General features: G+C 73.0%; 23 protein-coding genes. 17 read left to right on the top strand and 6 right to left on the bottom strand.

What is annotated here, in order from left to right; all coding sequences use genetic code 11:
* Positions 1-49 precede the first annotated feature (49 nt).
* The 3 genes from IH25_RS39690 to IH25_RS0122840 all read left to right on the top strand — a co-directional run bounded on the left by IH25_RS39690 (position 50) and on the right by IH25_RS0122840 (position 2,876).
* Positions 50-847, top strand: coding sequence for a hypothetical protein (locus IH25_RS39690; protein WP_245172861.1), 798 nt, complete (start codon positions 50-52; stop codon positions 845-847).
* Positions 844-2,025 carry a type VII secretion-associated serine protease mycosin gene (gene mycP, locus IH25_RS0122835; protein ID WP_030613551.1) on the top strand — a complete coding sequence of 394 codons (1,182 nt, stop codon included), beginning with the start codon at positions 844-846 and terminating at the stop codon, positions 2,023-2,025. The genes IH25_RS39690 and mycP overlap by 4 nt, the downstream gene beginning before the upstream one ends.
* Before the next feature lie 119 nt (positions 2,026-2,144).
* A complete protein-coding gene (locus IH25_RS0122840) occupies positions 2,145-2,876 on the top strand; it encodes an SseB family protein (RefSeq protein ID WP_030613555.1) in 732 nt (243 codons plus the stop codon).
* 24 nt (positions 2,877-2,900) lie between these two features.
* On the opposite strand, the gene IH25_RS0122845 is transcribed toward IH25_RS0122840, so the two are convergent.
* Positions 2,901-3,257: a DUF1844 domain-containing protein gene (locus IH25_RS0122845; protein ID WP_030613570.1), complete on the bottom strand. Its 357-nt coding sequence runs from the start codon at positions 3,255-3,257 to the stop codon at positions 2,901-2,903.
* 400 nt (positions 3,258-3,657) lie between these two features.
* Between IH25_RS0122845 and infC the strand changes: the two genes are divergently transcribed.
* From infC to IH25_RS0122895, 10 genes are all read left to right on the top strand, one after another.
* On the top strand, positions 3,658-4,305 hold the full coding sequence (gene infC, locus IH25_RS0122850; RefSeq protein ID WP_078844373.1) for a translation initiation factor IF-3: 648 nt from the start codon (positions 3,658-3,660) through the stop codon (positions 4,303-4,305).
* Positions 4,306-4,429: 124 nt separating this feature from the next.
* Positions 4,430-4,624 (top strand): 50S ribosomal protein L35, encoded by a 195-nt coding sequence (rpmI, locus tag IH25_RS0122855; RefSeq protein ID WP_004933563.1) that lies wholly within the window; start codon positions 4,430-4,432, stop codon positions 4,622-4,624.
* A 98-nt stretch (positions 4,625-4,722) separates the two neighbouring features.
* Positions 4,723-5,106, top strand: a complete 384-nt coding sequence (rplT, locus tag IH25_RS0122860) for a 50S ribosomal protein L20 (protein WP_006141703.1) — start codon at positions 4,723-4,725, stop codon at positions 5,104-5,106.
* Positions 5,107-5,284: 178 nt separating this feature from the next.
* Positions 5,285-6,148, top strand: coding sequence for a TrmH family RNA methyltransferase (locus tag IH25_RS0122865; protein ID WP_030613595.1), 864 nt, complete (start codon positions 5,285-5,287; stop codon positions 6,146-6,148).
* Between the two features lie 50 nt (positions 6,149-6,198).
* The gene (locus IH25_RS0122870; RefSeq protein WP_030613598.1) at positions 6,199-7,332 is read left to right on the top strand and encodes a sensor histidine kinase; all 1,134 of its coding nucleotides are present in this window, start codon (positions 6,199-6,201) and stop codon (positions 7,330-7,332) included.
* A 128-nt stretch (positions 7,333-7,460) separates the two neighbouring features.
* Positions 7,461-8,582: a phenylalanine--tRNA ligase subunit alpha gene (pheS, locus tag IH25_RS0122875; protein WP_051754086.1), complete on the top strand. Its 1,122-nt coding sequence runs from the start codon at positions 7,461-7,463 to the stop codon at positions 8,580-8,582.
* Positions 8,582-11,095, top strand: a complete 2,514-nt coding sequence (gene pheT, locus IH25_RS0122880) for a phenylalanine--tRNA ligase subunit beta (protein WP_030613605.1) — start codon at positions 8,582-8,584, stop codon at positions 11,093-11,095. Before pheS ends, pheT begins: the two co-directional genes overlap by 1 nt.
* A 201-nt stretch (positions 11,096-11,296) precedes the next feature.
* Positions 11,297-12,364, top strand: coding sequence for a PP2C family protein-serine/threonine phosphatase (locus tag IH25_RS0122885; protein WP_030613607.1), 1,068 nt, complete (start codon positions 11,297-11,299; stop codon positions 12,362-12,364).
* 28 nt (positions 12,365-12,392) lie between these two features.
* Positions 12,393-13,733 carry a hypothetical protein gene (locus tag IH25_RS0122890; RefSeq protein WP_030613610.1) on the top strand — a complete coding sequence of 447 codons (1,341 nt, stop codon included), beginning with the start codon at positions 12,393-12,395 and terminating at the stop codon, positions 13,731-13,733.
* 65 nt (positions 13,734-13,798) lie between these two features.
* Positions 13,799-14,335, top strand: coding sequence for an NUDIX hydrolase (locus tag IH25_RS0122895; RefSeq protein ID WP_209445354.1), 537 nt, complete (start codon positions 13,799-13,801; stop codon positions 14,333-14,335).
* On the opposite strand, the gene IH25_RS0122900 is transcribed toward IH25_RS0122895, so the two are convergent.
* Positions 14,332-14,592 (bottom strand): hypothetical protein, encoded by a 261-nt coding sequence (locus IH25_RS0122900; RefSeq protein WP_030613616.1) that lies wholly within the window; start codon positions 14,590-14,592, stop codon positions 14,332-14,334. The genes IH25_RS0122895 and IH25_RS0122900 overlap by 4 nt on opposite strands.
* Before the next feature lie 207 nt (positions 14,593-14,799).
* Positions 14,800-15,660 (bottom strand): 3-hydroxybutyryl-CoA dehydrogenase, encoded by an 861-nt coding sequence (locus tag IH25_RS0122905; RefSeq protein ID WP_030613619.1) that lies wholly within the window; start codon positions 15,658-15,660, stop codon positions 14,800-14,802.
* A gap of 171 nt (positions 15,661-15,831) precedes the next feature.
* On the opposite strand from IH25_RS0122905, the gene IH25_RS0122910 reads away from it, so the two are divergent.
* Positions 15,832-17,130 carry a family 10 glycosylhydrolase gene (locus IH25_RS0122910; protein WP_030613623.1) on the top strand — a complete coding sequence of 433 codons (1,299 nt, stop codon included), beginning with the start codon at positions 15,832-15,834 and terminating at the stop codon, positions 17,128-17,130.
* Here IH25_RS0122910 and IH25_RS0122915 read toward each other — a convergent pair whose 3' ends face one another.
* Positions 17,131-17,331 (bottom strand): DUF1918 domain-containing protein, encoded by a 201-nt coding sequence (locus IH25_RS0122915; protein WP_030613626.1) that lies wholly within the window; start codon positions 17,329-17,331, stop codon positions 17,131-17,133.
* A gap of 17 nt (positions 17,332-17,348) precedes the next feature.
* Positions 17,349-18,260: a DMT family transporter gene (locus IH25_RS0122920; RefSeq protein ID WP_030613628.1), complete on the bottom strand. Its 912-nt coding sequence runs from the start codon at positions 18,258-18,260 to the stop codon at positions 17,349-17,351.
* Between IH25_RS0122920 and IH25_RS0122925 the strand changes: the two genes are divergently transcribed.
* Both IH25_RS0122925 and IH25_RS0122930 read left to right on the top strand, forming a co-directional pair.
* Positions 18,259-19,692: an aminotransferase-like domain-containing protein gene (locus IH25_RS0122925; RefSeq protein ID WP_209445355.1), complete on the top strand. Its 1,434-nt coding sequence runs from the start codon at positions 18,259-18,261 to the stop codon at positions 19,690-19,692. The genes IH25_RS0122920 and IH25_RS0122925 overlap by 2 nt on opposite strands.
* A 43-nt stretch (positions 19,693-19,735) precedes the next feature.
* Positions 19,736-20,173, top strand: coding sequence for a GNAT family N-acetyltransferase (locus IH25_RS0122930; RefSeq protein WP_030613634.1), 438 nt, complete (start codon positions 19,736-19,738; stop codon positions 20,171-20,173).
* A gap of 9 nt (positions 20,174-20,182) precedes the next feature.
* Here IH25_RS0122930 and IH25_RS0122935 read toward each other — a convergent pair whose 3' ends face one another.
* Positions 20,183-20,659 (bottom strand): DUF6314 family protein, encoded by a 477-nt coding sequence (locus IH25_RS0122935; RefSeq protein WP_030613638.1) that lies wholly within the window; start codon positions 20,657-20,659, stop codon positions 20,183-20,185.
* Between the two features lie 132 nt (positions 20,660-20,791).
* Between IH25_RS0122935 and IH25_RS0122940 the strand changes: the two genes are divergently transcribed.
* Complete coding sequence (locus IH25_RS0122940) at positions 20,792-23,272, top strand: alpha-L-arabinofuranosidase C-terminal domain-containing protein (protein ID WP_030613641.1); 2,481 nt, start codon at positions 20,792-20,794, stop codon at positions 23,270-23,272.

Genomic DNA, 23,272 nt, shown 5'->3' on the forward strand with positions numbered 1-23,272 from the left:
GCCCGGCCCGGGCCGCTCGTGGAGCGCCGCACCGGCGAGCCGGCCCCTCGTGTCGTTCGCGGAACCGGAGCTGTCCGGCGCGCGCACCCGCCCCCGGGTCGGGCCGCGCACCGTCGCCGCCGCCACCTGTCTCGTCCTCGGCCTCGGCCTCATCGGCGGGGCCGCCGCCGGAAGCCGGCTCAGCGGAGACGACGGCGACGACGCCGCCCGCACCGCGTACACCGCCGCCGGCGCCCTGTGGCACAGCGTGCCCGTGGACCAGCTCTTCCCGCCCACCGTCCGGGGCGACGGCGCCGGACCCGGCGGCGCCGACCGCACCTGGACCCGTATCGCCGTGGCCCCGGACGGCGGCTGCGCCCACGCCTTCGACCCGCTGCTGGCCCGGGCCCTCGCCCCGGTCGGCTGCCGGCGGCTGCTGCGCGCCACCTACACCGACGCCACCCAGAGCCATGTCACCACCGTGGGCCTGCTGTTCACCAAGGCCGACCCCGCCGCCATGTCCGCGCTCGCCGCCCGCTTCCGCGACGAGCGCCTGGACCGGCGCCCCGACCTGATGCCCCGGCCGTACGCCGCCCCCGGCACGGCCGCCGCCGGCTTCGGCGACCGGCAGCGGGCCTCCTGGACCCTCTCCGTCCTCACCGACGCCCCCGTGGTGGCGTACGCCGTGTCCGGCTGGGCCGACGGCCGCACCGTCGACGAGCCCCAGCCCGCCGCCGACGCCGTCCGCGACGGTGCCGCCACCGCGCCGGCCCAGGCCGGCCTCGGCAACGAGGCCAAGGGCCTGGCCGACCGCGTCGAACGACGGCTGCGCAAGACCATCGGCACGGCCACGGAGAAGCCCGCATGACCCGATCGACCGGCGGCCGCCGCAGGGCCCTCGCCGCCGTGGCGAGCCTGCTGCTCACCGGCTCCCTCGCCCTGCTGCCCGCCGCCCCGGCCCACGCCGACGGCCTGCGCGCCCAGCAGTGGGCCCTGACCGCGCTCCACCTGGACGAGGCCTGGCGGACCACCGAGGGCCGGGGCGTCACCGTCGCCGTCCTGGACACCGGCGTGGAGTCCGACCACCCGGACCTCGCCGGGAACGTGCTGCCCGGCAAGGACATGATCGGCTTCGGCGCCGGGCCCGGCGAGCGCCTGTGGGCCCGGCACGGCACCGCCATGGCCGGCATCATCGCCGGGCACGGCCACGGCCCCGGCCACGCCGACGGCGTCCTCGGCGTGGCCCCGGAGGCGAAGATCCTGCCGGTCCGCGTGATCCTGGAGGACGGCGACCCGGCCCGCGCCAAGGCCCGCACCACCCGCGGCACCGCCCTGGCCGACGGCATCCGCTGGGCCGCCGACCACGGCGCCGACGTCATCAACCTCTCCCTCGGCGACGACTCGAACTCGGCCCACCCCGAACCCGGCGAGGACGAGGCCGTGCAGTACGCCTTGGGCAAGGGCGTGGTCGTCGTCGCCTCGGCGGGCAACGGCGGCGACAAGGGCGACCACGTCTCCTACCCGGCCGCCTACCCGGGCGTCGTCGCCGCCACCGCCGTGGACAAGTACGGCACCCGCGCCGCCTTCTCCACCCGCCGCTGGTACGCGGCCGTCAGCGCGCCCGGCGTCGACGTCGTCATCGCCGACCCCGACCACAAGTACTACGCGGGCTGGGGCACCAGCGCGGCCTCCGCCTTCGTCTCCGGAGCGGCGGCCCTGATCCGCTCGGCCCACCCGGACCTCGCCCCGGCCCAGATCAAGAAGCTGCTGGAGGACACCGCGCGGGACGCCCCGGCCGGCGGGCGGGACGACTCCCGGGGCTTCGGCATGATCGACCCGGCGGCGGCACTGAAGGCCGCCGCCCGCCTTGAGCCGCGGCGCCTGCACGCCGCGTCGTACGGCGAGAAGTACTTCGGCCCCGGCCCGGACACCCCCGAGGCCGCCGACGGCGCCGGCGACTGGGCGGCCCCGCTGGCCGGCGGCGCGGGCGCGGTCCTCCTGGTGGCCGGGGCGGTCCTGTGGCGGACCCGCAGGCACCCGCTGTGAGCTGACGCCACCCGGCGACGTACCCGTACCGCAGGAGTCGGCGGGGCGACCCCGGCCCGTCTCTGCCCGTGTCGGCCCGGCGGCCGGGGGCCGGCCCGCCCCCGATAGGGTCGGTGACCGTGGCGAACAAGAACATTCCCGACCCCGGCTTCTCCGACGACGACGGCTCCGCCGACCCCCGGCTGAGCGCCGCGCTCGCCGCCTGGGCCGAGGACCGCGGCGCCGTCGGACCCGTCCTGCGGGCGCTCAAGGGCGCCCGCCTGCTGGTCCCCGTCGTCGCCGTGCTCGGCGAGGTGGAGGAGGACGAGAACGGACTGCGCCGCGAGAAGACCAGCGACATGGCCGTACCCACGCTGAAGGCCGGCGGCCGCACCGCGCTGCCCGCCTTCACCTCCACCGACTCCCTGGCCCGCTGGGACCCCGCGGCCCGCCCGGTCGCCGTACCCCTGCACCAGGCGCTCCAGGCCGCCGCGCACGAGAAGGCCGACACGGTCGTGCTGGACCTCGCCGGGCCGGTGCCGTTCGAGCTGACCGGCCCGGCGCTGCTCGCCCTCGCCGAGGGTCGCACCAGCACCGACCCGCTCGACGACCCCGCCGTGGTCGCGGCCGTCCGGGCGGCGGTGGCGGCGGAGCCCGCCGTGCTGCGCGCCCACCTCGGCCCCGGACGGGCCGACGGCACCCTCGCCCTCGTCCTCGACCCGGCCGCGCCGCCCGCCGAGGCCGCCCGCGCGGTCGCCGGACGGCTCGCCGCCGACGAAACACTGCGGGCCCGCCTGGTGCGCGGCCTCGACCTGGCACTGCTGCCGGCCGGGACCACGCCTCCGGGCGAGCCCTTGTACGTGAGGGAATGAAGCCGTACGCGAGTACGGGCAGGGTCAGCCGTAGACCGGGCCGGTGTACTTCTCGCCCGGACCCTGGCCCGGCTCGTCCGGGACGACCGACGCCTCGCGGAACGCCAGCTGGAGCGACTTCAGGCCGTCGCGCAGCGGGGCCGCGTGGAAGGAGCTGATCTCGGTCGCGCTCGCGTCCAGCAGACCGGCGAGCGCGGTGATCAGCTTGCGGGCCTCGTCCAGGTCCTTGTACGTGTCGCCCTCCTCGCTCAGCCCGAGCTTCACGGCGGCGGCGCTCATCAGGTTGACGGCGACCGTCACGATCACCTCGACGGCGGGGACCTCGGCGATGTCCCGGGTCATCGCGTCGAAGTCGGGGGACTCAGGAGGGGTGTCACTCATGCCCCACACGATAGGCCCCGCCGGGCGCGCCCCGGCCCGCGGGAGCCCGCCCCGCACGGCCCGGACGCACGGTTTGGCACCCTCTGTGTCAACCCTGTAGTCTGGGGGAAACGACCGGCCGGACACCTGCGTGTTCGGCCCACAAGTGGAGGCTCCGATCTCCCACCTGCTCCGTCCCGAGGGACGGCGGGTCCGGTCAGGTGACCGCCATCGTTCCGTACGGGCGATGGAGTCGCCCGAAAGCGCGCCCCGCGACATCGCGGCGGTGCTCCGGATGCATGGGAGCCCCGCTTGTGATCGTCCGGGGCATTTTTGTTGCTTCGGCGCGGTTAGGTCTAACGAACACAGACGTTACGCGGCTGTCCGCCAGACCGTCGCGTGGTGCTACCGAGGAGGATCCATCAGCGCCGAGCCCCGCATCAACGACCGGATTCGCGTTCCCGAGGTGCGACTTGTCGGTCCCAGTGGCGAGCAGGTCGGCATCGTGCCGCTCGCGAAGGCACTGGAGCTTGCGCAGGAGTACGACCTGGACCTGGTCGAGGTCGCGGCGAACGCCCGTCCGCCCGTGTGCAAGCTCATGGACTACGGGAAGTTCAAGTACGAGTCGGCCATGAAGGCCCGTGAGGCGCGCAAGAACCAGGCGCACACGGTCATCAAGGAGATGAAGCTCCGGCCGAAGATCGACCCGCACGACTACGACACCAAGAAGGGTCACGTCGTCCGGTTCCTCAAGCAGGGCGACAAGGTCAAGATCACGATCATGTTCCGTGGTCGTGAGCAGTCCCGCCCCGAGCTGGGCTACCGACTGCTCCAGCGGCTCGCGGAGGACGTCCAGGACCTCGGTTTCGTGGAGTCGAACCCGAAGCAGGACGGCCGAAACATGATCATGGTCCTCGGTCCGCACAAGAAGAAGACCGAGGCGATGGCCGAGGCCCGTCAGGCGCAGGAGGCCCGCAAGGCCGAGGCGAAGGCGAACCCCGGCAAGTCGCAGAACCCTGCCGAGGCCGAGGCGTCAGAGGCGCCCTCCGAGGAGCCGGCCGAGGCGTGATCCCCGGGGATGTGCATCCCTGTACGTCCCCGAGGATGTAACCGATAGAAGAGAGCGACGCTCCAGCGTGCCCGGTTTTTCCGACCGGGCACCGGAGCGCCACCGACGAGGAGATAACGGCGCTATGCCGAAGAACAAGTCGCACAGCGGTGCCAGCAAGCGCTTCAAGGTCACCGGCTCCGGCAAGGTGCTCCGTGAGCGCGCCGGCAAGCGCCACCTGCTCGAGCACAAGTCGTCCCGCGTCACGCGTCGCCTCACCGGCAACGCCGAGATGGCCCCGGGCGACGCCGCGAAGATCAAGAAGCTTCTCGGCAAGTGACGCGGCGGCGCCCTGTGAGCGCCGCGCGTCTGGACCGGGACCGAATCGTTTCCGGGTCGTGTGAGGACCCCCACGACCCCGCTACAAGGAGTTAACAAGTGGCACGCGTCAAGCGGGCAGTCAACGCCCACAAGAAGCGCCGGGCGATCCTCGAGCAGGCCTCCGGCTACCGCGGTCAGCGTTCGCGCCTGTACCGCAAGGCCAAGGAGCAGGTCACCCACTCGCTGGTCTACAACTACAACGACCGCAAGAAGCGCAAGGGCGACTTCCGTCAGCTGTGGATCCAGCGCATCAACGCCGCTGCCCGCGCCAACGGCATCACCTACAACCGCTTCATCCAGGGTCTGAAGGCCGCGAACGTCGAGGTCGACCGCAAGATCCTGGCCGAGCTGGCCGTGAACGACGCGAACGCCTTCGCGGCGCTCGTCGAGGTCGCGCAGAAGGCGCTGCCGTCGGACGTCAACGCGCCGAAGGCCGCGTGACGCTGCGCTGGCTTTAGCCGACGCTCACTCGGGACCCGCAGGCTGCATAGCTTGCGGGTCCTGTTGTTGGGGCCCGTCACGAGTCGTCCGGCCGCGGGTCCGTCGTGGTCGCTCGCGCAGTTCCCCGCGCCCCGTCGGGGCGCTGTGCAAGAGAACTCATCCGAAGGTGAAGAACAACATGCCCCCCGTCAGCCCCGAGCTGATCTCCCCCCGGTCCGCGCGTGTCTCCGCTGCCCGGCGGCTTGCCAAGCGGAACTTCCGGGGGAAGGACCGGCTGTTCCTCGCCGAGGGGCCGCAGGCCGTGCGCGAGGGGGCCGGACACCGGGGGGCCGACGGCAGCGCGACGCTCGTGGAGCTGTTCGCCACCGTCGAGGCCGCCGAGCGCTACCCCGACATCGTGGGGGAGGCACGGGCCGCCGGCGCCCGGGTGCACCTGGCCTCCGAGGAGGTCATCGCCGAGATCTCCACCACCGTCACCCCGCAGGGCCTGGTCGGGGTCTGCCGGTTCCTGGACACCCCCTTCGAGGAGATCCTCGCCGCCCGGCCCAGGCTGGTCGCCGTCCTCGCCCACGTACGCGACCCCGGCAACGCCGGCACGGTGCTGCGCTGCGCCGACGCCGCGGGCGCGGAGGCCGTGATCCTCACCGACGCCTCCGTGGACCTGTACAACCCCAAGGCCGTCCGGGCCTCCGTCGGCTCCCACTTCCATCTGCCGGTCGCCGTCGGCGTGCCCGTCGAGCGGGCCGTGGCCGGCCTGAAGGAGGCCGGGGTGCGGATCCTCGCCGCCGACGGGGCCGGCGACCGCGACCTCGACGAGGAACTGGACAAGGGCACCATGGGCACCCCCACCGCCTGGGTGTTCGGCAACGAGGCGTGGGGGCTGCCCGAGGAGACCCGGGCCCTCGCCGACGCCGTCGTACGCGTCCCCATCCACGGCAGGGCCGAGAGCCTGAACCTCGCCACGGCCGCCGCCGTATGCCTCTACGCGTCGGCCCGTGCGCAGCGCGCCTCCGGAGGGTGCCGCTCCGTCACCGAGAGCTAGTAGGGTGACCAGCGCGGGGCCCTGCGCCGTCTGAGAGGTGGGGTACGGGGATGAGTGTGGCCGGCACGAATACCGCGCCGGGGGGACGGGACGAACGGGACACACCTGTGCCCGCACCCGGCGGACACCGGGACCTCGACCCGGACCAGCTGCCCGACGGCCTGGTCATCGCCGACGAACAAGGTCGCGTGACCTGCTTCAACGCCGCCGCCGGACGCATCACCGGGGTGGCACCCGCCGACGCCCTCGGACAGCCGCTGGAGAAGGCGCTGCCATTAGAGGACCTGGAGGGGCGCCGCTGGTGGCAGCTCACCGACCCCTACGGCGGACTCGCCATCCGGGTCCGGCAGCCGGAGCGCAACCTGCTGCTGCCGGGCGGCCGGGAGGTCCTGGTCACCGCCCGCTATGTGCGCGACGCACCACTGGGGCCGGTGCGGTCCGTGGTCGTCTGCCTCCGGGACACCGAGGCCCGCCGCCGCACCGAGCGCAGCCACGCCGAGCTGATCGCCACCGTCGCCCACGAGCTGCGCTCCCCGCTGACCTCCGTGAAGGGCTTCACCGCCACCCTGCTCGCCAAATGGGAGCGCTTCACCGACGACCAGAAGCGGCTCATGCTGGAGACCGTCGACGCCGACGCCGACCGGGTCACCCGGCTCATCGCCGAACTGCTGGACATCTCCCGCATCGACTCCGGGCGCCTGGAGGTCCGCCGCCAGCCCGTCGATATCAAGGCCGCCGTCTCCCGGCACATCCAGGCCTATGTGGCGGCCGGCCAGCCCGCCGAGCGGTTCCTGCTCCGCATCGAACAGCCGCTGCCCGCCCTGTGGGCCGACCCCGACAAGATCGACCAGGTGCTCAGCAACCTCATCGAAAATGCCGTGCGGCACGGCGAGGGAACCGTCACCATTGGCATCACGCCCTCGGCGTCCCCGCGCGAGGGCGAGGAAACCGGCACATCGGTCACGGTGAGCGACGAAGGGCCCGGCATCCCGGAGGAGTCCATGAACCGCGTCTTCACCCGCTTCTGGCGGGGCAGCAAGCGCGGCGGCACCGGACTCGGGCTGTACATCGTCAAGGGCATCGTGGAGGCCCACGGCGGCACCATCACGGTCGGCCGCGCCCACCGCGGCGGCGCCGAGTTCCGATTTACCCTGCCCGTGGCGGCCCCGGCGTATCTCGCCTAGTGGCCCACGGGCGCATTCGCACACCTCCACCCCGTTAGACTCGGCCTTTGGCACCTTTGTGTCCTTCACGCGGCCCTCGCGAGTCGGTGACGGGGACCATCCGCCAGCAATCGGAAGCACGGGAAGAGATGTCGGCACCCAATAAGTCGTACGACCCTGTCGAGGTCGAGGCGTTGAAACCGGAAGAGATCGAGCGCATGCGGGACGAGGCGCTCGCCGCCTTCGCCGCCGCGGACTCCCTCGACGCGCTCCACGAGGCCAAGGTCGCCCACACCGGCCCCGCCTCACCGCTGGCCCTCGCCAACCGCGAGATCGGCGCCCTGCCCCCGCACGCCAAGGCCGAGGCCGGCAAGCGCGTCGGCATGGCCCGCGGCGCCGTCAACAAGGGCCTGGCCGCCCGCCAGGCCGAGCTGGAGGCGGAGCGCGACGCCCGGGTGCTGGTCGAGGAGGACGTCGACGTCACGCTGCCGTACGACCGCGTCCCGGCCGGCGCCCGCCACCCCCTCACCACGCTCTCGGAGCGCATCGAGGACATCTTCGTGGCCATGGGCTACGAGGTCGCCGAGGGCCCGCAGGTCGAGGCGGAGTGGTTCAACTTCGACGCGCTCAACATCGGCCCGGACCACCCGGCCCGCGGCGAGGCCGACACCTTCTTCGTCCAGGCGCCCGACGGCGGCGCCGAGTCCGGCGTGGTGCTGCGCACCCACACCTCGCCCGTGCAGATCCGCTCCCTGCTCGACCGCGAACCGCCGGTCTACGTGATCTGCCCCGGCCGCGTGTACCGCACCGACGAGCTGGACGCCACCCACACCCCGGTCTTCCACCAGGTCGAGCTGCTCGCCGTGGACGAGGGCCTGACCATGGCCGACCTCAAGGGCACCCTGGACCACATGGTCCAGTCCCTGTTCGGTGAGGGCATGAAGACCCGGCTGCGCCCGAACTTCTTCCCCTTCACCGAGCCGAGCGCCGAGATGGACATGCTCTGCTACGTCTGCAAGGGCGAGTCCGTCGGCAACGCCGACCGGCCCTGCCGCACCTGCTCGTCCGAGGGCTGGATCGAGCTCGGCGGCTGCGGCATGGTCAACCCGCGGGTGCTCACCGCCTGCGGCGTCGACCCGGAGAAGTACAGCGGCTTCGCCTTCGGGTTCGGCATCGAGCGGATGCTGATGTTCCGCCACAACGTCGAAGACATGCGAGACATGGTCGAGGGTGACGTCCGGTTCACCCGGCCGTTCGGGATGGAGATCTGATGCGGGTCCCGCTTTCTTGGCTGCGGGAGTACGTCGACCTGCCGGCGACGGAGACCGGCCGCGACGTCCAGGCCAAGCTCATTTCGGCAGGCCTGGAGGTCGAGACCGTCGAACAGCTCGGCGCCGACCTCAAGGGCCCGCTGGTCGTCGGCCAGGTGCTGACCATCGAGGAGCTGGAGGGCTTCAAGAAGCCGATCCGCTTCTGCACGGTCGACGTCGGCCAGGCCAACGGCACCGGTGAGCCCCAGGAGATCGTCTGCGGCGCCCGCAACTTCGCGGTCGGCGACAAGGTCGTCGTGGTCCTGCCCGGCGCCACCCTGCCCGGCGGCTTCTCCATCGCCGCCCGCAAGACCTACGGCAAGGTCTCGCACGGCATGATCTGCTCCAGCGACGAGCTGGGCATGGGCGACGACGGTGCCCACGGCATCATCGTGCTGCCACCGGAGACCGAGGTCGGCAAGGACGCCATCGAGCTGCTGGAGCTGGTCGACGAGGTCCTGGACATCGCCGTCACCGCCAACCGCGGCGACTGCCTGTCCATCCGCGGCGTGGCCCGCGAGGTTGCCATCGCCTACGGCCTGCCGCTGCGCGACCCGGCCCTGATCGACGTACCGGCCCCGAACGCCTTCGGCCACCCGGTGCAGGTCTCCGAGCCGTACGGCTGCGACCGCTTCACCGCCCGCACGGTCACCGGACTGCGCCCCGAGGCGCGCTCCCCGATCTGGCTCCAGCGCCGGCTGCAGAAGGTCGGCATGCGCCCGATCTCGCTCGCCGTGGACATCACGAACTACGTGATGATGGAGCTGGGCCAGCCGCTGCACGCCTACGACCGGGGGCTGGTCCAGGGCACCATCGGCGTGCGCCGGGCCGAGGAGGGCGAGAAGCTCGTCACCCTCGACGGCGTCGAGCGCACCCTGCACTCCGAGGACCTGGTCATCACCGACGAGCGCGGCCCGATCGGGCTCGCCGGCGTGATGGGCGGCGCCCACACCGAGATCGCCGACCACGAGGACGCGCAGAACGCGACGACCGAGGTCGTCATCGAGGCCGCCCACTTCGACGCCGTCTCCATCGCCCGTACGGCCCGCCGGCACAAGCTGCTGTCCGAGGCGTCCCGCCGCTTCGAGCGCGGCGTCGACCCGCAGGCGGCCGCCGCCGCCGCGCAGCGCACCGTGGACCTGCTGGTCCTGCTCGCGGGCGGCACGGCGGAGGCCGGTGTCACCGAGGTCATCGCGCCCTCGGCCCCGCACACCATCACCCTGCCGGCCGACCACCCGGACAAGGTCGCGGGCGTCACCTACGGCCGTGAGACGGTCGTCCGCCGCCTCCAGGAGGTCGGCTGCGACGTCTACGGACAGGACGAGCTGATCGTCACCGTCCCGTCCTGGCGGCCCGACCTGACCGACCCGAACGACCTCGCCGAGGAGGTCATCCGCCTGGAGGGGTACGAGAACCTGCCCTCCACGCTGCCCAAGCCGCCCTCCGGCCGCGGTCTGACCCACCGCCAGCGGCTGCACCGCCGGGCCGGCCGCGCGCTGGCCGGCGCCGGGTACGTCGAGGCGCCGAACTACCCCTTCGTCAGCGAGCAGGTCTTCGACCAGCTCCAGCTGGCGGCCGACGACCCGGCCCGCCGCGTCGTCAAGCTGGTCAACCCGCTGAGCGACGAGGAGCCCGCGCTGCGCACCACGCTGCTGCCGGGCCTGCTCGGCGCGCTGCGGCGCAACGCGGGCCGGGGCTCGCACGACCTGGCGCTGTTCGAGACCGGGCTGGTCTTCCACCCGCGTGAGGAGAGCCGTGCCGCCGCGCACCTGCCCGTCGACCGGCGTCCCACCGACGAGGAGATCGCCGCGCTGAACGCCGCGCTGCCCGAGCAGCCGCGGCACGCGGCCGTCGTCCTGGCCGGCGCGCGCGAGCAGGCCGGCTGGTGGGGCAAGGGCCGCCCGGCGGACTGGGCCGACGCCGTCGAGGCGGCGCGCGCCCTCGCCCGCGAGGCCGGTGCGGAGCTGGTCGTGCGCAAGGGCCAGTACGGTCCCTGGCACCCGGGCCGGTGCGCCGAGCTGGTGGTCGTCGCCGACGGCACCGAGAAGGTCGTCGGCCACGCGGGCGAACTGCACCCGCGGGTCCTGAAGGCCCTGGGCCTGCCCGAGCGCACCTGCGCGATGGAGCTGGACCTGGACGCCCTGGAGGCGGCGGGCGACGGCGTTCCGCAGGCTCCGGGCATCTCCACGTTCCCGGTCGCCACGCAGGATGTCGCCCTCGTCGTCGACAAGCCGGTCCCGGCCGCGGAGGTCGAGGCGGCGCTGCGCGAGGGCGCGGGTGAACTGCTGGAGTCCATCCGGCTGTTCGACGTCTACGAGAACGCGGAGCAGCTGGGCGAGGGCCGCAAGTCGCTCGCGTACGCGCTGCGGTTCCGGGCCGGCGACCGGACGCTGACCGTGGACGAGGCGTCGGCCGCGCGGGACGCGGCGGTCGCCCTCGCGGGCGAGCGGACGGGTGCGGTGCTGCGCGGCTGAGCCCGGGTGGGGTCACCGCCCCTGCGGGGGCGCCGACCCCACCGCCAACTGCATAAATGCGGGTTGACTGACGGTCGGATCACTCATTCGAGTGGGAACTCGGGGTGATCCGGTCCGCTCGGGTCCTCCCCTCGACAGAATCGGACCGGCCTTTCGGGGTCGGTCCGTCTGCTCTGTCAGGCCACATGGGGGACCACAGGCATGATCCGCATCAAGGCACGGGCGCCCACCGGGCGGGCAGCCGTACTGCCCACGGTCTGGGGAGCCGTCGCGCTCGGCTACAAGTTCGGCTGTCCGCTCGCCCAGCAGAACGGCCTCGGGGCGCGCATCGTCACCAGCGCCGTGTTCTTCGCCGTCGGCACCGGCCTCGTCCTGCACGTCCGCCGCACCCTGCTCAAGGAGCTGCGGCTCGCCCGGAAGGTGGCGCGCACCGCGCAGAACGTCGTCCTGCGTCCGCCGCCGCCACGCGTGGACGGCATCGACCTCGCCGCCGCCCAGCTCTCCGCCGACCGGGGCGCGAGTGTGGGCGGCGATCTGTACGAGGCCCTCGCCACCGAGCACGGTGTCCGCGTGGTGATGGGGGACGTACGGGGCCACGGCCTGGCCGCCCTCGGCACCGTCGCCGCCTTGCTCGGCAGCTTCCGCGAGGCCGCCCACGACGAGGCAGGACTGGACCGGGTGCTGCGCCGGCTGGACCGCGCCCTCGCCCGCCACCTGCGCGAACGCGCCCGCGCCGAGCACCCGGCGCACGGCGGCACCGAGCCGGACACCCCGGTCGCGGAGGAGTTCGTCACCGTACTGCTCCTGGAGATCGGCCCGGACGGCGAGGTGCGCGCCCTCAACTGCGGCCACCCCTGGCCCTACCTGCTCAGCGGTCCGACGGTCGGCCCGCTCTCGCACCTCGATCCGCTGCCGCCGCTCGGGCCGTTCCCGCTGCCGGCCGAGCTGACGGTCCGCTCCTGCGGCCGGCTGCTGCCGGGGGAGTCCCTGGTGCTGTTCACCGACGGGGCGGAGGAGGCGCGGGACGCGCGGGGGCGGTTCTTCCCGCTGCCGAAAGTGCTGGCGGAGGCGGCGCGGGGGCAGCCGGTCACCCCGCAGACGGTCCTGCGCACGGTCTTCCGCGCCCTCCTCGACCACACGGGCGGCACCCCCGACGACGACGTGGCGCTCCTGGTGCTGCGCAACGCGCGCGAGCCCAGGCCCCGGACGGCGGCCACGGAGCCCGGCGCCCGGTTCACACCCCGTGTGAAGGCGGAACCACTACGCTGACCGCACCAGGCCACTCGGGGGTCATCCCATGCAGCCCAACACTCTGCTCGACGCCATCCTGGACGAGGCGGGGATCTCGCACGCCGGACTCGCCGCCCACGTCAACCAGGCGGGCCGCGCCCGCGGTCTCGCGCTGCGGTACGAACACACCGCCGTGGCCCGCTGGCTGAAGGGCCAGCGGCCCGGCGGCCAGGTGCCCGACCTGATCTGCGAGGTACTGGCGGCCCGGCTGCACAGACCGGTCACGCTGGACGACATCGGGCTCGGTGTGCCCGGTGGCCCGAGCAGCCCGCACGCCGGTTCGCTGGGCGGGTTCGTGGAGCGGGCCACCGCCCTGTGGCGGTCGGACGAACAGCAGCGCCCCCATGTGCTGGACGCCCCCGCCGTCACCGGCACCCCGGCCGTGATGCCGGTGTGGGAGTGGGAGAACCCGCCCGAGGACGTCGACGTCTCCCGGGGCGGCCGGCAGCAGGTCACCGCGGCCGACATCGAGGTGCTGCGCGCCGCCCGGGCGCACTACGAGCAGATGTACCGCAAGGCCGGCGGGATAGCGACCCGCACCCGGGTCGTCGGCTTCCTCAACGCCGAGGCCGCGCCGCTGCTGCGGGGCAGCTACCCCGACGCCACCGGCCGCCAACTGCACCGCGCCACGGGCGCCTTGGTGGCGATCGCGGGCATCTGCGCGTACGACTCCGACGCCCATGGACTCGCCCAGCGCTACTTCCACCAGGCGCTCCGGCTCGCCAAGGCCAGCGGGGACCGGGGACTGGGCGCCTATGTGATCGCGCTGCTGGTCAACCAGTCCCTGTTCATGCGGGAGTACCGGCAGGCCGTCGCCTTCGCCGAGGCCGCGCTGCGCACCGCCGGCCGGCACATCACCCCGGCGCTCGCCTCCGACCTGTACGCCATGCAGGCCAAGGCGTACGCCCACCTCGGCGACAGCGGCGGCGCGCTGTCCCGCATCCGGCGCGCGGAGACGGCGGCCGAGCGGATCCGGCGCGGCCACGAGCCCGCCGAGACCGGGTATGTGCAGCCGGGGCTGGTCAATGTGCAGGTGGCCGAGGCGCTGCTCAGCCTCGGTGACCTGACCGGGGCCCGGGAGCACGCGGCGGCGGCCGTCGGCACCCCCGCCCACGACCGGGGCCGGGTGCACCGGCTGGCCATGCTCAGCACCATCGAGCTGCGCCGGGGCAACGCCGACCAGGCCGTGGCCACCGCCGTGCAGATGGCGGAGCAGGCCCGCGGCATGGAGTCCCAGCGGCTGCGCGACCGGCTGCGCGCGGTGCGCGAGCATCTGGTGCGCTGCGGCTCGGCCGGCACCGCCGAGGCCGCCGAACTCATCGACGGAGCGCTGCGCGTGCCGTTGTAGGCCCACTGTGGGGTACACGGTCCCTGCTGCGATATTGCCACTCACCCGACGGAAGGTGGCATACCGTGCAGTGGACGAAACACTGTGAAAAAACCGTGTATGAGACCCGCTGGTTCCGTGTCAACCTCGCGGATGTCGAACTGCCGGACGGCCGGCACCTCGACCACTTCGTGATCCGGCTGCGGCCCGTGGCCGTGGCGACGATCGTCAACGAGGCGAACGAGGTGCTGCTGCTGTGGCGGCACCGCTTCATCACCGACAGCTGGGGCTGGGAGCTGGCGGCGGGCGTCGTCGAGGACGGCGAGGACATCGCGGGCGCGGCGGCCAGGGAACTGGAGGAGGAGACCGGCTGGCGGCCGGGGCCCCTGCACCACCTGATGAGCGTGGAGCCGTCCAACGGCCTCACCGACGCCCGGCACCACGTCTACTGGTCCGACCGGGGCGAGTTCGCCGGACATCCCGTGGACGACTTCGAGTCGGACCGGCGGGAATGGGTCCCTCTCAAACTCGTCCCCGACCTGATCGCCCGTGGGGAGGTCCCGGCCGCCAACATGGCGGCCGCGTTACTCCTGTTGCACCACCTCAGGCTCGCCGAGGGCTAGTGGGCCGACAACGCCTGCCAGAGCGTCACCACGAGCGCGCCGAGCGCGGTCAGCGCGGCGAGCGAGGGCAGCGGCCAGCGTGCGTGTTCCAGCGAGGCCATCCGGGAGTTCAGATCGTCCAGTTCCTTGGCGGTCTCCTCGGTGCGGTGGCGCAGCAGCGCCAGTCCTCCCTCGACTCTGGCGTAGGCCACGTCGAGACGGCGTCGTAACTCTGCGAGTTCTCCATGGACCACGGGATGCTCCGGTTCGGCGGTCACGGGTCCGCTCCTTTCGGTGGTCGAAAGCGGTGGTTCCGCATCCCTTGCATGCGCATGATGAGTCAACTCGGCTGGTGGGTGCGTGGAAAGCGTGTGTGGCGGGCATATGCGTGCCCGCCGCGCACACGGTGTGTGAAACAGTCGGGCCCGGCACCGTACTCCGGTGCCGGGCCCGACGGGCGTCGCTCTTCGTAATCAGGCGTGGGTTCAGCCGTAGGTGTAGAAACCCGACCCGGTCTTCCGGCCGAGCCGGCCCGCCTCCACCATGCGCTGGAGCAGCGGGGGAGCGGCGTACAGCGGCTCCTTGTACTCGGCGTACATCGAGTTGGCGATGGAGACGATGGTGTCCAGGCCGATCAGGTCGGACAGCTTCAGCGGACCCATCGGGTGCGCGCAGCCCATCTCCATGCCGTTGTCGATGTCCTCGCGGCTGGCGATGCCGGACTCGAACATCCGGATCGCCGACAGCAGGTAGGGCACCAGCAGCGCGTTCACCACGAATCCGGAGCGGTCCTGGGCGCGGATGGCGTGCTTGCCGAGCACCTTCTCGGCGAACACCTGGGCGCGGCTGAGCGTGCCCTCGGAGGTGGTCAGCGCCGGGATCAGCTCGACCAGCTGCTGCACCGGGGCCGGGTTGAAGAAGTGGATGCCGACGACGTGGTCCGGGCGGGAGGTGGCGACGGCCAGCTTCACCAGCGGGATCGAGGAGGTGTTGGAGGCCAGGATCGCGTCCGGCCGGGTCACCACCTGGTCGAGCACCTGGAAGATCTCGGTCTTGACCTGCTCGTTCTCGACGACGGCCTCGATCACGAGGTCCCGGTCGGAGAACTCGCCGAGGTCGGTGGTGAAGCTCAGGCGCGCCTGGGTGGCGTCCCGCTCCGCCTCGGTGATCTTGCCGCGCTCGGCGGCCTTGGCCAGGGAGTTGTACAGCCGGGTACGGCCGATCTCCAGGGCCTCGCCGGTGGTCTCGGCGACCTTCACGTCCAGTCCCGCCCGGGCGCACACCTCGGCGATGCCCGCGCCCATCTGGCCGCAGCCCACGACTCCGACGCGCTCGATGTCGGTCACATCGTCCCCTTCGCTGGTCTTCCGGCTGGCTGGCAGGATCCCCGGGTTCGGCGCCTGCTCCGACCGTGCACGTTACCGCCAAGTATCGATGATCGATCGCCCGGGTGGGGGCATCCTGGAGGGCGAGACGATCCGTGACCGGACGGATCCGCAGCGTACGGGAGGCGGCCGGTGGCGCACATCTCGCGACGGACCCTCGCACGGGCCGCGCTGTCCGCGCTGGCCACACCGGCCCCCGTCCCGGGCGCGCCGGGCGGTTCCGGCGCCCCGGCGGGCGGGGGCTCTGCTCCCGCCGTCCGGAGCGCCGCCGCGGCCCCGGGCCCCTACCACCCGCCGCGGGCGGCCGCGGAGATGCGGGGCGTGTGGCTCGCGACCGTCGCCAACCGGGACTGGCCCTCGCGGCCCGGCCTGCCGGCCGACCGGCAGCGGGCGGAGCTGATCGCCCATCTCGACCGCGCGGTCCGCCACCGGCTCAACACGGTGATCCTCCAGGTGCGGCCGGCCGCCGACGCGCTGTGGCCGTCGCCGTACGAGCCCTGGTCCGAGTGGCTCACCGGCACCCAGGGCCGCCACCCGGGCTGGGACCCGCTGGGCACGGCCGTGCGGGAGGCCCACGCCCGGGGCCTGCAACTGCACGCCTGGTTCAATCCGTACCGGGTCGCGAACCACACCGACCCGACCCGGCTGGCCGCCTCCCACCCGGCCCGCGAGCACCCCGACTGGGTGGTGCCGTACGGCGGACGGCTGTACTACGACCCGGGGCGGCCCGAGGTCCGGGACTTCGTGCGGCGGGCGATGCTGGACGCGGTCGCCCGCTACCCGGTCGACGCCGTCCACTTCGACGACTACTTCTACCCCTATCCGGTCGCCGGGCAGACCTTCGACGACGACGCGTCCTACGACCGCCACGGCGGGGCCTTTCCCAGCCGGGCCGCCTGGCGCCGGCACAACATCGACACGCTGGTGCGCGAGACGGCCGCCGGCATCCGGCGGGTGAGGCCCGGCACCCGGTTCGGGATCAGCCCCTTCGGCGTCTGGCGCAACGCCGCCACCGACCCGCGCGGCTCGGAGACCCGGGCGGGCGTCCAGACGTACGACGACCTGTACGCGGACACCCGCACCTGGGTCCGCGAGCACTGGATCGACTACGTCGTCCCCCAGCTGTACTGGCACATCGGCCATCCCGACGCCGACTACGCGGCCCTCGCCGCCTGGTGGTCCGAGGTGGCCGAGGGCACGGCGACCCACCTGTATCTCGGGGAGGCCCTGTACAAGGCGGGCGCCGCGGACCAGCCGTCGGCCTGGCAGGATCCGGTCGAGCTGTCCCGGCACCTCACCCTCGCCGCCCGGTACCCGCGGGTGCGCGGGCATGTGTTCTTCGCCGCCCGGGATCTGGCGGCCGACCCGGCCGGAGCGATGGCGCGCGTGGTCGCCGACCACTACCGGGGGCCGGCGAGACCACCGCGCTGACTACCGCTGTTGCTGCTCTTCCCGGTGCCTGACCTGGCAGTCGGGCCCGGGGGACATGATCGTCTCGTGTCCGTTCTCGGCGCGGACACGGTACGGCGGGGTGCCCTCGGGACCGAGTACTTCGACCACTTCCACGACGTGGTCGTGCTGACCCACCACCCTGCCGTGCTGGACCAGCTTGTCGCCCTTGGATGCGTGCATCGGGGCCCTCCTTGCGCTCACGACCGCTGGGTGACGGCGATGCACACGAGCACGGCCACGGCGGTCAGCGGTGCGGCCACCGTGAAGTGTTCGCCCAGCAGCAGCGCCGACCACACCAGTGTGAGCAGGGGCTGGGCCAACTGCAACTGACTGGCGCGCGGGATGCCGATGGCCGCCATGCCCCGGTACCAGACGACCAGGCCGAGGAACTGCGAGCCCAGGGCCACCCACAGCAGCCCGGCGATGCCGTGCCCGGTCAGGTGCACGGGTTCGTACGCCAGCGCCACCGCGGCGGCCGGCACACTGAGCGGCAGACACAGCACCAGCGCCCAGCCGATGACCTGCCAGCCCGGCATGATCCGGGCCAGCCGGCCGCCCTCGGTGTAGCCGGCCGCGCACACCAGCAGCGCCGCGAAGAGATAGCCGTCGGCCGTGGTGAGCGCGCCACCGCTCTGGGTGAGGGTGAAGGCGATCACGGCCGCCGCGCCCGCCACGGCCGCCAGCCAGAACCGGCGGGAGGGCCGGGCGCCGGTGCGCAGGGCCGAGAACACGGCGGTGGTCAGCGGCAGCAGCCCCACCACGACGGCCGCGTGGGAGGTGGTGGACGTCTCCAGCGCGAGCGTGGTCAGCATCGGGAAGCCCAGCACCACGCCGGCCGCGACCACGGCCAGCCCGGCCAGATGACGGCGCGCCGGGAGCCGTACCCGCAGCGCCAGCAGACAGCCCCCGGCCACGATCGCGGCGAGGACCCCGCGCACCGCCACCAGCGACCACGGGCCGAAGCTCTCCAGGCCCCAGGCGGTGGAGGGAAAGGTCAGCGAGAAGGCGATCACGCCGAGCCCGGCCTGGACGGTGCCGAGGCCCCCCAGGTCACCGGGGGCGGTGACTGCTATCGGGCTCGCGGTAGTAGCGCTACTCTGTGTTCTCATGCAACAGCGTAGCAGCGTGGCCGAATTGGCAGAACAGCTCCGGCGGGAGCTCGACCGCTACTCTCCTGGTGGAAAGCTCCCGTCGAGCAGGGCCCTGGTCGAGCGGTTCCGGGTCAGCCCGGTGACCGTCTCCCGGGCCCTCGCCCAGCTCGCCGCCGAGGGTCTGGTGGTCACCCGCCCCGGCGCCGGTGCCTTCCGGGCCCGGCCGCACCGGCCGGAGGGCCCCGCCGGGGACACCTCCTGGCAGGAGGTCGCCCTCAGTGCCGACGGCGCGGCCGACCTGGTCCCGCGCACCGTGGACGCCTCGGGCGTCACCGTCTCGCTGGCCGCCCCGCCGCCCGGGGTGCTGGAGTTCAGCGGCGGCTATCCGCACCCCTCCCTGCAACCCGAGCGGGCCATGGCGGCGGCGCTGGCCCGGGCCGGCCGGCGGCCCGGCGCCTGGGAGCGGCCGCCGCTGGAGGGGCTGCCGGAGCTGCGGGAGTGGTTCGCGCGCGGCATCGGCGGTGCCGTCACCGCCGCCGAGGTGCTGATCGCCGCGGGCGGCCAGGCGGCCCTGGCCACCGCCCTGCGCGCGCTCGCCCCGCCCGGCGCCCCGGTGCTGGTGGAGTCGCCCACCTACCCGGGCATGCTGGCCCTGGCCCGCGCGGCCGGGCTGCGGCCGGTCCCGGTGCCCGTGGACCCCGACGGGGTCCGCCCCGACCTGCTCGCGGACGCCTTCCACGCCACCGGCGCCCGGGTCTTCGTCTGCCAGCCGCTGTTCCAGAACCCGACCGGCGCCGTGCTGGCCCCCGCCCGGCGCGCCGAGGTGCTGCGCATCGCCCGCGAGGCCGGGGCGTTCGTCGTCGAGGACGACTTCGTGCGCCGTCTGGTGCACGCCGACGCCGGGCCGCTGCCCCGCCCGCTGGCCGCCGACGATCCCGACGGCGTGGTGGTGCACGTCGGCTCGCTCACCAAGGCGACCTCGCCCAGCTTCCGGGTGAGCGCGCTGGCCGCGCGCGGGCCGGTGCTGGAACGCCTGCGCGCGATCCAGGTCGTGGACAGCTTCTTCGTGCCCCGCCCACTCCAGGAGGCCGCCCTGGAACTCGTCGGCTCGCCGGCCTGGCCGCGCCATCTGCGGGCATTGTCGGCCGAGCTGAAGATCCGCCGCGACGTCATGACCGGCGCGCTCGCCCGGGAGCTGCCCGAGCTGTCCCTGCCCTACATCCCGACCGGCGGCTACCACCTGTGGCCGCGGCTGCCCGACGGAGTGGACGAGGCCGCGCTGACCGCGGCGGCGCTCCGCGCGGGCGTCGCCCTCACCCCCGGCCGCCCCTACTTCAGCGCCGAACCGCCCGCCGCCCACCTCCGGCTGAGCTTCGCCGCGGTGGCCGGCACCGGGGAGATCACGGAAGGGGTGCGGCGACTGCGGGCGGCATACGAGGAGGTGCGGTGAAAAGCCCTGGTCCGCAAGGACTGTGGGCTGTGAGGATCATCGTATGAGCGATACACCCGACCTCCCCGAGGGCTACGAGTTCTCCGCCGACCCCGCCCGCGTCGACGCCGACCGTGTGCACGGCTGGCTGTCCACCGACACGTACTGGGCGCTCGGCCGCCCCCGCGAGCAGCACGAGCGGGCGATGGCGTCCTCGCTGAACTTCGGGGTCTACGCCACCGGGTCCGGGGAGCAGGTCGCGTACGCGCGCGTGGTCACCGACCGGGCGCTGTTCGCCTGGCTCGCCGATGTGTACGTGGACCCGTCGGTGCGCGGCAAGGGTGTCGGGACCGCGTTCGTCGGCCGGATCCGCGACCACCTGGCGCCCTTCGGGCTGCGCCGGCTGCTGCTCGCCACCGAGGACGCGCACGAGGTGTACGCCCGGCTGGGCTTCCGGCCGTTGGAGCGCCCGGAGCAGTACATGGCGCACACCTTCGAGTGAGCGCCCGGCTCAGTCCTCGCGGGTGCCGTCCGCGGCGGGCCCTTCGCGGGTGTAGTCCGTGGTGAGCTCCAGGTCCTTCGCCGGGCCGCCGACCCGCCACACCGTGCGCCAGCGGCCGGCGTCCAGGACGGTGAACTCGCCCCGGTAGAGGTCGGCCGCGCAGGGGTGGTCGGCGATGTACCGGCCCCGGGTCAGGTCCAGGTCGTGGAAGGGCCGCCCGTCCGCGAAGCGCACCTGTGCCCGGCCCGGCGCGGGCCCCGGCAGGAACCGCAGGGTCCGGGTGGCCGGCCGGGCCACCCCGCGCCAGGTGAAGACGCCGGACTCCTCGTGCAGCAGCCCGCCTCCGACCAGCGGGCCGAAGACGGTGGTCCCGGTGAAGCGGCCCTCGTCGCCGCTCGCCAGATCCCGCACCGCGCGCTCGACGCGCCAGCGGCCGGACAGATAGGCCAGCGGGTCGGCCACCGGCCAGAACTCGTCCTCACGCATCCCTTGCGGCCTGCCCCTCTTTCCGTGCGGTCTCGGTCCGCCCCATTGACGTGCTCATACCCCTTCCCTATCTTGCCGTTCGAAGTGCTGACCAATGTCTGATATTTCGAACAATCGAGCCGCGGAGTATCCATGTCACGCACCACCCGCTTCAGACTCGGCCTGGGCGCGGGCGCCGTCCTGCTCGCCACGGCCGCCCTCCCCGCCCCCGCCCACGCCGAGGAGGTCACCGACTACGCGATCAGCGTCGACCCCTCCGCCACCGGTCCCGCGATCCCCCGGACCATGTACGGGGTCTTCTTCGAGGACATCAACCGCGCCGCCGACGGCGGTCTGTACGCCGAACTCGTCCAGAACCGGTCCTTCGAGTACACGGCCGCCGACAACGCCTCCTACACCCCGCTGACCGCCTGGACGGTCTCCGGCTCCGCCCGGGCGGTGGACGACTCCGGCCGGCTCAACGAGCGCAACCGCACCTACCTGGCACTGGCCGCCGGCTCGTCCGTCACCAACGCCGGCTACAACACGGGCATCGCCGTACGGGACGGCGAGAGGTACGACTTCTCGGTGTGGGCCCGCGCCGAGGCCGGCGCCACGCTCACCGTCTCCCTCCAGGACTCCGGCGGCCCGCTCGCCACCGCCCGGCGGATCGCCGTGAAGAAGAACGGCTGGGCCCGGTACCAGGCCACCTTCACCGCCACCCGGACCAGCACCACGGGCCGGCTCACCGTGGCCGCCGACGCCGGCACGGCCCTGGACATGGTGTCCCTCTTCCCGCGCGACACCTACAAGCACGAGCCCAACGGTCTGCGCAAGGACCTCGCCGAGAAGGTCGCCGCCCTGCACCCCGGCTTCGTCCGCTTCCCCGGCGGCTGCCTGGTCAACACCGGCTCCATGCGGGACTACAGCGAGGCGTCCGGCTGGCAGCGCAAGCGCTCCTACCAGTGGAAGGACACCGTCGGCCCGGTCGAACAGCGCGCCACCAACGCCAACTTCTGGGGCTACAACCAGAGTTACGGCCTCGGCTACTACGAGTACTTCCGGTTCGCCGAGGACATCGGCGCCATGCCGCTGCCCGTCGTACCCGCCCTGGTGACCGGCTGCGGCCAGAACCAGGCCGTGGCCGACGACGCCCTGCTCAAGCGGCACATCCAGGACACCCTGGACCTCATCGAGTTCGCCAACGGCCCGGCCACCTCCACCTGGGGCAAGGTGCGGGCGCGGATGGGCCACCCGGCGCCCTTCCACCTCACCCACATCGAGGTCGGCAACGAGGAGAACCTGCCCGCCGAGTTCTTCGCCCGCTTCCAGCAGTTCCGCGCCGCCGTCCAGGCGAAGTACCCGTACATGAAGGTCGTCTCCAACTCCGGCCCCGACGACTCCGGCACGACCTTCGACACCGCCTGGAAGCTCAACCGGGACGCCAAGGTCGACATGGTCGACGAGCACTACTACAACAGCCCGCGGTGGTTCCTGCAGAACAACGGCCGCTACGACTCCTACGACCGCCAGGGCCCCAAGGTCTTCCTCGGCGAGTACGCCTCCCAGGGCAACGCCTTCGAGAACGGCCTCGCCGAGGCGGCCTACATGACCGGCCTGGAACGCAACGCGGACGTGGTCCAACTCGCCTCCTACGCCCCGCTGTTCGCCAACGAGGACTACGTCCAGTGGCGCCCGGACCTGGTGTGGTTCAACAACCACGCCTCCTGGGGAACGGCCAACTACGAGGTGCAGAAGCTGTTCATGACCAACGTGGGCGACCGGGTGGTGCCCAGCACGGCCACCGGCACCCCGAACGTCAGCGGACCCGTCACCGGCGCGATCGGGCTGTCCACCTGGAACACCGGCGCCGCCTACGACGACGTACGGGTCACCGGCGCCGACGGCTCCACGCTGCTGAGCGACGACTTCTCCGGCGACGCCTCGCAGTGGACCCACAGCGGGGCCGGCAGCTGGACCGTCCAGGACGGCCGCTACGTCCAGACCGACGACACCGCCGAGAACACCATGGTCCAGGCCGGAGACCCGTCCTGGCACGACTACGACCTGCATGTGAAGGCCACCAAGCAGTCCGGCAAGGAGGGCTTCCTCGTCGCCTTCGGCGTCAAGGACACCGGGAACTACTACTGGTGGAACCTCGGCGGCTGGAACAACACCCAGTCGGCCGTCGAGCAGGCTGTGGACGGCGGCAAGTCCACGCTGATGACCAAGGCCGGCTCGGTCGAGACCGGCCGCGCCTACGACCTTCACGTCAAGGTGCGCGGCCGCCAGGTCACCCTCTACCTCGACGGAAAGGAGTGGGGCGGCTTCACCGACGACAAGCCGGCCGAGCCGTTCCGCCAGGTCGTCACGCGCGACGCGAAGACCGGTGAGCTGATCGTCAAGGTCGTCAACGCCCAGTCCGCCGCCGCCCGTACCGCCATCGACCTGGGCGGCGCCGAGGTCGCGTCCCGGGCCAGGGCGACCACGCTCGCCGCCGCGCCGGACGCGGTGAACTCCGAGACGGCCACGGCGGTCGCCCCGCGCACGTCCACCGTCACCGGGGTCGCGGGGAAGTTCACGTACACCTTCCCGGCGAACTCCGTCACCTTCCTCAGGATCAAGGAGAAGTAG

The organism is Streptomyces achromogenes subsp. achromogenes (assembly GCF_000720835.1).
Taxonomy (GTDB): Bacteria; Actinomycetota; Actinomycetes; order Streptomycetales; family Streptomycetaceae; genus Streptomyces; species Streptomyces achromogenes.

Excerpts from the sequence above, each read along its gene's own strand:
- mycP (WP_030613551.1), top strand. The coding sequence starts at position 844 with ATGACCCGATCGACCGGCGGCCGCCGCAGGGCCCTCGCCGCCGTGGCG.
- IH25_RS0122845 (WP_030613570.1), bottom strand. The coding sequence starts at position 3,257 with ATGAGTGACACCCCTCCTGAGTCCCCCGACTTCGACGCGATGACCCGG.
- rpmI (WP_004933563.1), top strand. The coding sequence starts at position 4,430 with ATGCCGAAGAACAAGTCGCACAGCGGTGCCAGCAAGCGCTTCAAGGTC.
- IH25_RS0122865 (WP_030613595.1), top strand. The coding sequence starts at position 5,285 with ATGCCCCCCGTCAGCCCCGAGCTGATCTCCCCCCGGTCCGCGCGTGTC.
- IH25_RS0122870 (WP_030613598.1), top strand. The coding sequence starts at position 6,199 with ATGAGTGTGGCCGGCACGAATACCGCGCCGGGGGGACGGGACGAACGG.
- pheS (WP_051754086.1), top strand. The coding sequence starts at position 7,461 with ATGTCGGCACCCAATAAGTCGTACGACCCTGTCGAGGTCGAGGCGTTG.
- pheT (WP_030613605.1), top strand. The coding sequence starts at position 8,582 with ATGCGGGTCCCGCTTTCTTGGCTGCGGGAGTACGTCGACCTGCCGGCG.
- IH25_RS0122885 (WP_030613607.1), top strand. The coding sequence starts at position 11,297 with ATGATCCGCATCAAGGCACGGGCGCCCACCGGGCGGGCAGCCGTACTG.
- IH25_RS0122890 (WP_030613610.1), top strand. The coding sequence starts at position 12,393 with ATGCAGCCCAACACTCTGCTCGACGCCATCCTGGACGAGGCGGGGATC.
- IH25_RS0122915 (WP_030613626.1), bottom strand. The coding sequence starts at position 17,331 with ATGCACGCATCCAAGGGCGACAAGCTGGTCCAGCACGGCAGGGTGGTG.
- IH25_RS0122925 (WP_209445355.1), top strand. The coding sequence starts at position 18,259 with ATGCAACAGCGTAGCAGCGTGGCCGAATTGGCAGAACAGCTCCGGCGG.
- IH25_RS0122920 (WP_030613628.1), bottom strand. The coding sequence starts at position 18,260 with ATGAGAACACAGAGTAGCGCTACTACCGCGAGCCCGATAGCAGTCACC.
- IH25_RS0122930 (WP_030613634.1), top strand. The coding sequence starts at position 19,736 with ATGAGCGATACACCCGACCTCCCCGAGGGCTACGAGTTCTCCGCCGAC.
- IH25_RS0122935 (WP_030613638.1), bottom strand. The coding sequence starts at position 20,659 with ATGCGTGAGGACGAGTTCTGGCCGGTGGCCGACCCGCTGGCCTATCTG.
- IH25_RS0122940 (WP_030613641.1), top strand. The coding sequence starts at position 20,792 with ATGTCACGCACCACCCGCTTCAGACTCGGCCTGGGCGCGGGCGCCGTC.